Source organism: Streptomyces sp. NPDC057638, from assembly GCF_042800315.1.
GTDB lineage: Bacteria > Actinomycetota > Actinomycetes > Streptomycetales > Streptomycetaceae > Streptomyces.
Map to the genome: position 1 here is coordinate 28,607 of NZ_JBHVHF010000041.1, position 9,712 is coordinate 38,318.

The 9,712-nt window shown below is 72.4% G+C and carries 8 protein-coding genes; 4 read left to right on the top strand and 4 right to left on the bottom strand.

Annotated elements, in window-relative coordinates; genetic code table 11:
• The first annotated feature begins 1 nt into the window (after nt 1).
• From ACFVIM_RS08800 to ACFVIM_RS08815, 4 genes are all read left to right on the top strand, one after another.
• Entirely contained in the window at nt 2–214 is a 213-nt protein-coding gene (locus ACFVIM_RS08800) for a hypothetical protein (RefSeq protein ID WP_384299958.1), read from the top strand.
• Nucleotides 211–387, top strand: coding sequence for a hypothetical protein (locus tag ACFVIM_RS08805; RefSeq protein WP_384299959.1), 177 nt, complete (start codon nt 211–213; stop codon nt 385–387). Before ACFVIM_RS08800 ends, ACFVIM_RS08805 begins: the two co-directional genes overlap by 4 nt.
• Nucleotides 388–485: 98 nt before the next feature.
• Nucleotides 486–1,382 carry a radical SAM/SPASM domain-containing protein gene (locus ACFVIM_RS08810; RefSeq protein WP_384299960.1) on the top strand — a complete coding sequence of 299 codons (897 nt, stop codon included), beginning with the start codon at nt 486–488 and terminating at the stop codon, nt 1,380–1,382.
• An 8-nt stretch (nt 1,383–1,390) separates the two neighbouring features.
• On the top strand, nt 1,391–2,521 hold the full coding sequence (locus tag ACFVIM_RS08815; protein WP_384299961.1) for a methyltransferase domain-containing protein: 1,131 nt from the start codon (nt 1,391–1,393) through the stop codon (nt 2,519–2,521).
• Between the two features lie 43 nt (nt 2,522–2,564).
• On the opposite strand, the gene ACFVIM_RS08820 is transcribed toward ACFVIM_RS08815, so the two are convergent.
• From ACFVIM_RS08820 to ACFVIM_RS08835, 4 genes are all read right to left on the bottom strand, one after another.
• Complete coding sequence (locus ACFVIM_RS08820) at nt 2,565–3,251, bottom strand: LuxR C-terminal-related transcriptional regulator (protein WP_384299962.1); 687 nt, start codon at nt 3,249–3,251, stop codon at nt 2,565–2,567.
• Between the two features lie 360 nt (nt 3,252–3,611).
• On the bottom strand, nt 3,612–5,225 hold the full coding sequence (locus ACFVIM_RS08825) for a PQQ-binding-like beta-propeller repeat protein (RefSeq protein WP_384299963.1): 1,614 nt from the start codon (nt 5,223–5,225) through the stop codon (nt 3,612–3,614).
• A 126-nt stretch (nt 5,226–5,351) separates the two neighbouring features.
• On the bottom strand, nt 5,352–7,415 hold the full coding sequence (locus ACFVIM_RS08830) for a PQQ-binding-like beta-propeller repeat protein (protein WP_384299964.1): 2,064 nt from the start codon (nt 7,413–7,415) through the stop codon (nt 5,352–5,354).
• 115 nt (nt 7,416–7,530) lie between these two features.
• Nucleotides 7,531–9,339: an ABC-F family ATP-binding cassette domain-containing protein gene (locus tag ACFVIM_RS08835; RefSeq protein WP_384299965.1), complete on the bottom strand. Its 1,809-nt coding sequence runs from the start codon at nt 9,337–9,339 to the stop codon at nt 7,531–7,533.
• Nucleotides 9,340–9,712: the final 373 nt, after the last annotated feature.

Below are 9,712 nucleotides of genomic sequence, written 5' to 3' on the forward strand. Positions count from 1 at the left end.
CGTGCCCCGTACCGGCCGTGACCAGGTCGCCCGTGCCCGCGAGGACGTGATCGTCCGCTATCGGCACGGCGAGACCCTCAAGGCGCTCGCCGCCGAGTTCGGCGTCTCCGACGCCTGGCTGAAGAAGCAACTGATCCGCTGGGGTGTGCCCGTACGCGGGGTCCGTGACGCCCGTGTGCTGCGCGCCCGGCAGGAGCGAAGGAACGATCCGTGAACGAGACCGCTGACCCTGACGGCCGCGGCGACGGCCATGACTGCCCGACCTGTGACGGCCTCACCGCCGCCGAACGCGAGGCCCGCGCCGCCTGCGACCACTCCCGCGCCACCGACTGCCGGGTCCTGCTCCGGCGCCATATGGACGACGACCACCGGCCTGAACGGCACTGAATCTTCACCCCTCTGGCGCGCCTCCAGGATGGAGCGTCAAACGGAGCGACACGCGCAATCGCGATACCTCACTACACCTCAACGCTGAAGGAGCGGCTATGAGCGCGATCATCGTGAGCCAGTCGACACCTGCGAAGAGTGTCCCGGAAGTTGTCGAGCTGGAGATCACCGGCAGCTGCCAGCTCCGGTGTGTTCACTGCTTCGCAGAGTCAGGTCCCTGGGGTGACCACGGTGCGATGACGGCCAGCGACTGGCGCCGTGTGATTGACGAATCAGCGGCCCTGGGCGTTCGGCAGATCCAGCTCATCGGTGGCGAGCCGACCCTGCACCCGGCCTGGCCCGAGCTGGTCGAGCACGCGCCGAGTCTCGGCCTCCATACCGAGATCTACAGCAATCTGTTCCACGTCAGGCCCCATTGGTGGCAACTGTTCTCACGTGACGGCGTGACGCTGGCCACGAGCTACTACAGCGACCGCGCCAAGGAACACGAGGCAATCACCGCCCGCCCTGGCAGTTACCAACGCACCCGGACGCATATCACCGAAGCTGTCAGGCGAGGCGTTCCCCTACGGGTGGGCATCGTCTCCGTCCTGCCAGGACAACGTGTGGTCGAGGCCCAGCAGGAGTTGGAGGCATTGGGGGTGACAAGGATTCGTCTTGATCGCACACGGCGAATCGGACGCGCCTCAGCGCCCCAACTGAGCGAGGAGGCGCGCGCCGGCGAGTTGTGCGGGCGCTGCGGGAACGGACAGGTGGCGGTCCTCGCCTCAGGGGACGTCGCACCATGTGTGATGGCTCGCTGGCTGGTCACCGGCAACGTCAGGGACGGCGGCCTTGCCTCGGTCATCAGCGGCGGCACATGGGCCCAAGCACTGCGGGTGATTCCGGCTCGCGAGAGCGGAGATCCGTGTGACCCTGACTGCAAGCCCGCGTCGGACGGAAGCGACTGTTCGCCTGCGGAGCGGCCCGCCTGTGAACCGAAGTACGAGGAGTGAGGGCGCTGATGGACTGGAAGCCGCACGCCGAGCGTCTCGCGATCGAGGTCACCCCCGCTGTCTCACGCTGGCGGGAGGCGGTCTCCTCCGTTCCCCGGCATCTCTTCGTTCCTCGCTGGTGGGAGGCGACGGGGGAGGGGTTCTGGGGGCTGCGGGAGGGGGCGGCGGATGAGACGGCATGGCTGCGGGCGGCCTACTCAGACACCTCGCTGGTGACCCGTGTCGGACCCCACCACGCCGACACCGCCCTCCCCGATGACCGGCCGGGCGGCGTGCCCACATCGTCCGCCACCATGCCCGGTCTGGTGGTGCGGATGCTGCGCCACGGCCATCTGTACGACGGCGCCGACCTCGCCCTCATCGGCACTGGCACGGGGGCCAGCACCGCCCTCGCGGCCCGCCGCCTCGGCGACGACCACGTCACGGCCGTGGACGTCGACCCCTACCTCACCCGGGCTGCGGCCGAACGCCTCGCCACTATCGGGATGGCTCCCACCGTCATCACTCACGACGCCACCGACCCCCTGCCCGGCACCTATGACCGCGTGGTGTCGATGGTGGCGCTCGCCAACCTGGCCGGAGTGCTCGCCGCGCTCAGGCCCGGAGGGCGGCTGGTCACCACCCTCTCCCGGATACACGTGATCGTCACAGCCGAGAAGGACTCCGACGGCGAGGCACACGGCGTGGTCGAGTGGGACCGCGCCGGATTCATGAGCACCCGCAGCGGCCCCGACTACCCGTCCGGTTCGGGCTCGCTCCTCTCCGCCATACGGGAACGGGAGGGCGAGACGGTCACCACCGGCCGCTACCCGGTTCTCAATGTCGCCGAGGCCTGGGATGTGCGGGCCATGCTGGAACTCGCCGCACCAGGTGTGGAGAGCGCCTACAAGGAGGACGGCGAGCGACGGACGGCGTATCTGGCGCACCCTGATGGCTCCTGGGCGCGCGCGTCAGCCGAGTGGATCCAACCGCCGATCGTGCACCAGGGCGGGCCGCGTCGGCTCTGGACCGAACTGGAGCGGATCCGACACCGCCTGAACGCCGAAGGTGGACTGCCGATCTACGGAAGCCAGATGCACATCACACCAGACGGGATCTGTCGCTTCAGCCGGGGGCAGTGGTCTGCCTCATACGGCTGATCACCAGTTGATTCAACGAGGTGGTACACGAACCCGCCCCGCCTCACAGCCCCGGTCGTTCCCGCCGTGTCTCCGCCCGTTCCAGCAGGCCCGTCCGGGCCGCCAGCGCCGCCGCCTCCAGGCGGGAGCCCACGCCCAGTTTCATCAGCACCCGCTGGACATGGGTGCGGGCGGTGCTCGGGGCGATGCCCATGCCCGCCGCGATCAGCCGGGTGTCCTCGCCCTCCGCGACCCGGACCAGCACCTCCACCTCGCGCGGGGTGAGGAGGTGGAGCAGGCGCTGGCCCTCGTCGTCGGGCTGGGCGACCGGGTTGAGGAGTTCGGAGAAGGCGCCCTGGAGGAGCAGGGGGGCGACCACGGCCTCGCCCGCGCGGGCCTTGATCATGGCGCGCTCGACGCCCTCTATGCGTTCGTCGTGGCGGACATAGCCGGAGGCCCCGGCGGCGAAGGCGGCCGCGATGCCCCGGGGGCTCGGGACCGGGCCCAGGACGACCACCGCCACCTGGGGGCGCTCCCGTTTGATCTTGACGACCGGGTCGAAGACACCCGGTTCGGCGGGGGTCGCGGTGCCGAGCAGACAGACCTCGGGAGCGCGGCTGACGACCAGGTCGGCGGCGCCCGCGGCCGGAGCCGCCGCCGCGAGCACCCGGTGTCCGCGCAACTTCAAGGCGGACGCGAGTGCCTCCGCGAGCAGTCGGTGGTCATCGACCACCATGAGCCGCACGCCCATCGAGCTACTCCCATCCCCGCTGCATGAACCTCGGCCCTGACCCGGCAAGCTACACGCTTGTTCGACTCCGCGCCGCAGTATCCGTGCAGAAGTCCCCCGTAGTGCCGAATTCGGGTTCCACCGGAGCCTTTTATGGCCACCACATGACCATTACATGACCCACGCCCGGCATTTCGGTACCCGTCACACCCGGAAGTCCTGGATCCGCGACACGGAACACACGGAAGACACCGTAGATCCACCGGGAAGATCCCCCCAGGAGATCCCTCAACAGGACGCGACCGGAAGGTCCGCTGAGATGACCGGCCACGGAGACGCGTTCAGGGGGCGGCTGATCCGGTGGGGCCGCCCCGGCGGTCTTCAGCCTCCGGTGCCGAACGCCACGGCCAGCGGTTTACGCATCCCGGACGGCGCTCCCAGCAGGGACGTGCTCACATACAACCGACCGTTGGCGTAACGGTACTCGGCGCCGTCCGTCGAGAAGGACGTCTCCAGCTCCCGTACCCGCTTATCGGACGGATTCTCCAGCAGCGTCTTCGCCGCGAACGAGGTGCCGTCCAGAGTGATCACCTGACCGCCCTTGTCATAAGGGGGTCTTTTGTAAGCGATCACGTTTCCGCCGTCCATCCGCAGCGGAACCAACGTGTATCCGTCCCCGGCCTCCGCCCGCCCGGTCGTGGGCTTCCCGGTCGCCAGGTCGAAGGAGACGATCTCATTGGTCTGGCGGGTGCCCACCGAGCCCTCGTGGTCGGTGGTCGGCAGATAGATCCGCCCGTTGCCGACCGTCATCCGCGTACACCGCTCGACCTCCGCCGTGCGGCACCGGGCCTGGAAGCGGTCGCCCGTGGCCGGGATCCTGGCCCGCAGGGCCCCCTCGCCGTCCAGGGAGAAGAGGTCGGAGAAGCCCGCCCGGCCCGCCGTGTCGCCGACGTCGGCCGCCACCACCAGCGGCCGGGACGAGACGACCGAGGCGAACGCGACACCCGGCGGGAGCCGGTACGAGAAGAGCGGGGTGCCGTCCCGGGGTGCCAGGCCCTGGATGGTGAGCTGGGGGTCGCCGTAGTCGCCGCAGGAGCGGACGGCGACGAGCGCGGGCCCGCCGCCGTACCCGAGATCACGGCAGCGGTCGGCGGCGGCGGTCGGCTTCCACAGCACCGCGCCCGTGCGCAGCGAGAACGCGGCGCCGCCGTCGGTGCCGCCCGCGGCGACCGTCTCCCCGCTCTGGGTGACCTCCCGGAACCGGACCTTCTGGTCACCGCTGGTGGCGCTGGTGACCGAGGTACGCCAGAGCAGCCTGCCGCTGGTGAGGTCGACCGCGCCCACCTCCGTACAGGGCTGGAAGGAGCCGGACCCCGGACCCCGGCCCGTACGCGGCGCCGCCTCGAAGACGATCGCGACCCGGTCGTCGGCGGAGGGGTGGCGTGAGGAGGCGCAGATCTGGCCGGGCAGGGGCAGGGTCCAGCGGGGCGCGCCCGAAGTGAGGTCATGGGCGACCAGGGAACGGATACCGGGCTTGATGTACGCCGTGTCCGTCAGCCAGGAGCCGCCGACGTCCGCCAGGCCGTCCCGCGCGGGCTCGGGGAGCTGGAACAGCAGCCGCGCGGCGGGGTCGCGGGGGGCCCGTTCCCGGCCGGGGCCGTCATCCGCAGCCGTGGGGGCGGGGTCGGCGGACGGGTCGCCGCCGTCGCCGCTGGTCGTCGCGTACCAGACGCCACCGCCGACGAGCAGCGCCACGGCGGCCACCGCCGCGACCACGATCCGCGTGATGTTCTTCCCCGGCGAGGGCGGGGGTGGGGGCGGGGCCGGGGGGCCGTACGGGGTCGGGGGGCCGAAACCGTACGCGGGGGCCGCCGGTGGGTGCGGGGCGCCGAAGCCGCCCGGCGGCGGAGCGACCGGCGGACCGAAGCCACCGCCCGGCGGCGGGGGCTGGGGCGGGCCGAGGCCGGGCGGCGGGGGTGGCGGGGGCTGGGTCATGGGGTACGTACCTCGGGGGGAGGGGACGAGCGTGTCTCACGGACGGGGAGGAACGTTCCTCCAGGTGGCGGGGCAGCCGCCCCGGGGGAAACGGGCGCGGCGCCGGTCACCGCGCCCGCCGGGGGCTCACTTCCCGAAGCCCATCAGGGTCTTCACCCGGAGCTCCTCCTCGTCGCTGCGCGCGCTCACCCGCCCGCTCGCCAGATAGAGCCGCCCATCCGCCCACACCGTCCGGGGCGACCAGAAGGTGGACTCGACCCGGGCCGCCGCGTCCGGCAGATGCAGCAGCGGGCGCGGGGGGCCGCCCTTCGCCGGGACCGCCGCGACCACGCCGCCCCGGTCGTACGACGGGCGCTGGTAGACGATCACCTGGCCGTCCTGGACCGCCAGCGGCACCATCGGCTGCTCGCCGCCCGAGCGGGAACGCCAGGTCGCCTTGCCGGTGTCGAGGTCGAAGGCGACGACCTCGTTGGGGCCGCCGGGGCGGGCGGGTTCGGTGGCCATATAGAGGGTGTCCCCGCCGGAGGAGTCGACCGTCACACCCGAGCAGCCCTCCAGCACCTGGCCGAAGACCACGAACGCGCCGCCGCAACGTGGCTGGAACCGGTCCTTCCCGCCGTCGATCTGCGAGCGCTGGCGGCCGTTGGCGTCGAGCGCCACCACCGACCATCTCTTGGCCGCGCGCTGGGTCAGCGCGATCACCGCCGGGCGGGTCGAGTAGACCTTGTCGATCTCCCAGCCCTCGGGGGCGCGGTACTTCCAGCGCGCCTTACCCGTCACCGGGTCGACCTCGCTGAGCTGGTGCTTGGGTCTGCTGTAGTCGCCGGTGGGGCAGGCGGCCGCGGCCAGCAGCCGGGGCCCGCCCGCGAAGGCGAACGGCTTGCAGCCGCTGGCCGGTCCGGCGAAGAGCTGCCGCCCGTCGTCGATCGAGAAGCCGTACGAACTGCCGGTGCCGCCCGCCGCGACGGTGTCGCCGCTGATGGTGAGGGTGTGGTCGGCGAGGCCCGCGAAGCCGGTGGCCTTCGGGATGGACCGTTTCCAGCCGGCCTTGCCGGTGGTGAGGTCGATCATCCGCAGACCGAGGCACTTGGCACGGTCGGTGGGGCCGTCCTTGACCCCGATCACGATCCGGCCGTCCTCGGTGGGGCGGGCGGGGGCGGAGCAGACCTCGGCATCGAGGGGAACGCTCCACTTCTTCCGCCCATCGGTGGCCGAGTAGCCGACGACCTCCTTGTACATGGCCTTCGCCACGGTGTCGCCCCGGGCGCCGACGACCCAGGGACCGAAGACCTCGGCCCCGCCGCGCGGGAGATCGGTGTCGTTCTGGGCGAGGAAGAGGATCCGGGCCTCGCCGGGCGCGCGGGTCTTGTTGAGCGCCCCGGGGTCCGCTTCGGGCCCGCCGCCGGTGCCGGTGCCGTCGCCCCGGTCGGGCGGGGCGGAGTCACCGTTCTTGCCCGCCTCGCGCGAACCCTCCGCACTCTCCCGCGCCGTCTCCTGGCGACCCTCGTCGTCCCCGCCGCCGAGGACGAGATACGTACCGCCGCCGAGCACGAGCAGCCCGGCGGTGACGGCCGCGATCAGCGTCCGGCGGCGGGTGCCGGGCCGCTTGCCGGTGGGGGTGCCGGGGTCGGCGGCGGCACCGGGGGCCATGGGCGGATAGACATACGGATGCGGGTACGGGGCCGTGGCCGGGCTCGCGGGCGCCGGATACGCGGCGTATCCGGCCGGGGGCTGGGGCGGCTGGGCGGCGTACGGACCGTGCGCGGGCTGCTCGTACGAGCCGTACGCGGGCTGTTCATACGGACCGTGGGCGTCGGGGGAGTGGGGATCCGGGTGCGCGTACGCGTCGTACGCGGTCGGGGTCTGTCCCGGGTCCGGGTGCGGGTACGTGTCGTACGCGGTCGGGGTCTGTCCCGGGTCCTGGTGCCCGTACGCGTCGTACGCGGTCGGGGCCTGTCCCGGGTCCCCGTCCGGGTACGGGGCCCGCGGGCCGGTGGACGCGTGCTGGTCCGCCGGGCCGGGCGGCGCGTACGGCTCCACGGGCCAGTCCTCGTGGCCGTCCGGCGCGGGCTGTCCGTACGCCCCCGGGGGCCGCTGGTACGCGCCGTGCGGCGGGTACGGCGCGTACGGAGCGCCGGGCTCCGACGGCGGATGCGGGGGCGGCGGCGGGGGCGGAACGTTCTCGGACATGGTCCTACGTTTTCACGACGGTCGAGCGGGCGTTCCTTCTTATCACCCGGGACGGGACGCGGGGCGGCGCGGTCCACACCGTGACCAGGTGTGGACCGCGTCCGTGACGGTCCCGCTACGAGGCGTCCTCGGCCAGTTCGAGCCAGCGCAGCTCCAACTCCTCGCGGGTGGCGGAGAGTTCACGCAGCTCGGCGTCGAGGGTGGCCACCTTCGCGAAGTCGGTGGCGTGGGCGGCGATCTCGTCGTGGAGCGCGGTCTCCTTGGCCGAGACCTTGTCGAGCTGGCGCTCGATGCGCTGGAGCTCCTTCTGGGCGGCGCGGACCTCGCCCGCCGACTTCGCCTTGGCGGACTTCTCCGGCGCCGGGGCGGGCGCGGGCGCCGCGGCCTCGGTCATCGCGCGGCGGCGCTCCAGGTACTCGTCGATGCCGCGCGGCAGCATCCGCAGCGTGGCATCGCCCAGCAGCGCCCAGGTGCGGTCGGTGGTGCGCTCGATGAAGAACCGGTCGTGGGAGATGACGACCATGGAGCCGGGCCAGCCGTCGAGGAGGTCTTCGAGCTGGGTCAGCGTCTCGATGTCGAGGTCGTTGGTGGGCTCGTCCAGGAAGAGGACGTTCGGCTCGTCCATCAGCAGCCGCAGCAGCTGGAGGCGGCGGCGCTCACCGCCGGAGAGGTCGCCGACCGGGGTCCACTGCTTCTCCTTGCCGAAGCCGAACTGCTCACAGAGCTGGCCCGCCGTCATCTCCCGGCCCTTGCCGAGATCGACCCGGTCGCGGATCTGCTGGACCGCCTCCAGGACCCGCAGGGTCGGCGGGAGTTCGGTGACGTCCTGGGAGAGATAGGCGAGCCGCACGGTCTTGCCGACGGTGATCCGGCCGCCCACGGGCTGGGTCTCGCCCTCGGTGCGGGCGGCCTCGGCGAGCGCCCGCAGCAGCGAGGTCTTGCCCGCGCCGTTGACGCCGACCAGACCGATCCGGTCGCCGGGGCCGAGCTGCCAGGTCAGATGCTTCAGCAGCACCTTCGGCCCGGCCTGGACGGTCACGTCCTCCAGATCGAAGACGGTCTTGCCGAGGCGCGCGTTGGCGAACCGCATCAGCTCGCTGGTGTCACGCGGCGGCGGCACATCGGCGATCAGCTCGTTGGCGGCCTCGATGCGGTAGCGGGGCTTGGAGGTACGGGCGGGGGCGCCGCGCCGCAGCCAGGCCAGCTCCTTGCGCATCAGGTTCTGCCGCTTGGCCTCCTCGGTGGCGGCGATGCGCTCCCGCTCGGCCCGCGCGAAGACGTAGTCGCTGTAGCCGCCCTCGTACTCGTAGACCGAGCCGCGCTGGACGTCCCACATCCGGGTGCAGACCTGGTCCAGGAACCAGCGGTCGTGGGTGACGCAGACCAGCGCCGAGCGGCGGGCCTGGAGGTGCGCGGCGAGCCAGGCGATGCCCTCGACGTCGAGGTGGTTGGTGGGCTCGTCCAGGATGATCAGGTCCTGCTCGGCGATGAGCAGCTGGGCGAGCGCGATCCGGCGCCGCTCACCACCGGAGAGCGGCCCGATCACGGTGTCCAGGCCCTGCGGGAACCCGGGCAGGTCGAGACCGCCGAAGAGCCCGGTGAGCACATCGCGGATCTTGGCGTTCCCGGCCCACTCGTGGTCGGCGAGGTCGCCGATCACCTCGTGCCGTACGGTCGCCTCCGGGTCGAGCGAGTCATGCTGGGTGAGCACCCCGAGCCGCAGCCCGCCACTCTGCGTCACCCGACCGGTGTCGGGCTCCTCCAGCCGGGCGAGCATCCGGATGAGCGTGGTCTTGCCGTCTCCGTTGCGTCCGACGACGCCGATGCGGTCGCCGTCGGAGACGCCGAGGGAGATGGAGTCGAGCAGGGCGCGCGTTCCGTACACCTTGCTGACGGCCTCGACGTTGACCAGATTGACGGCCATTTCTCTCCTGTACGAGGGGGGTGGGTAGGCCTCCCAGGGTAGTCGGGCGCGGCGGGGGCGCCGGGGGCCGGTGCCCGAGGGCCTCCGGCGGACCGGAGCGGGCCCTCGCGGCCCGGCCCCGGCCAGAGGTACGGAACGGGACTCCCCGGACCGGCCGCCCGGGTCCCGTGGAGCACCGCGCCGGGGTACCCCGCGCCGACCCCGTGGGGTACCCCACACCGACCCGGCCGGGGTCGCCCCCGCCGGGCGCGGGGATCCCCACCCGGGACGAACGGGGTTCCCCGCCCGGCCCCGGGGCGCGTCACCACGGCACGGCGCGGGGATCCCCACCGACCGCGAACGGGGTACCCCACCGTCACCCGTGGGGTACCCC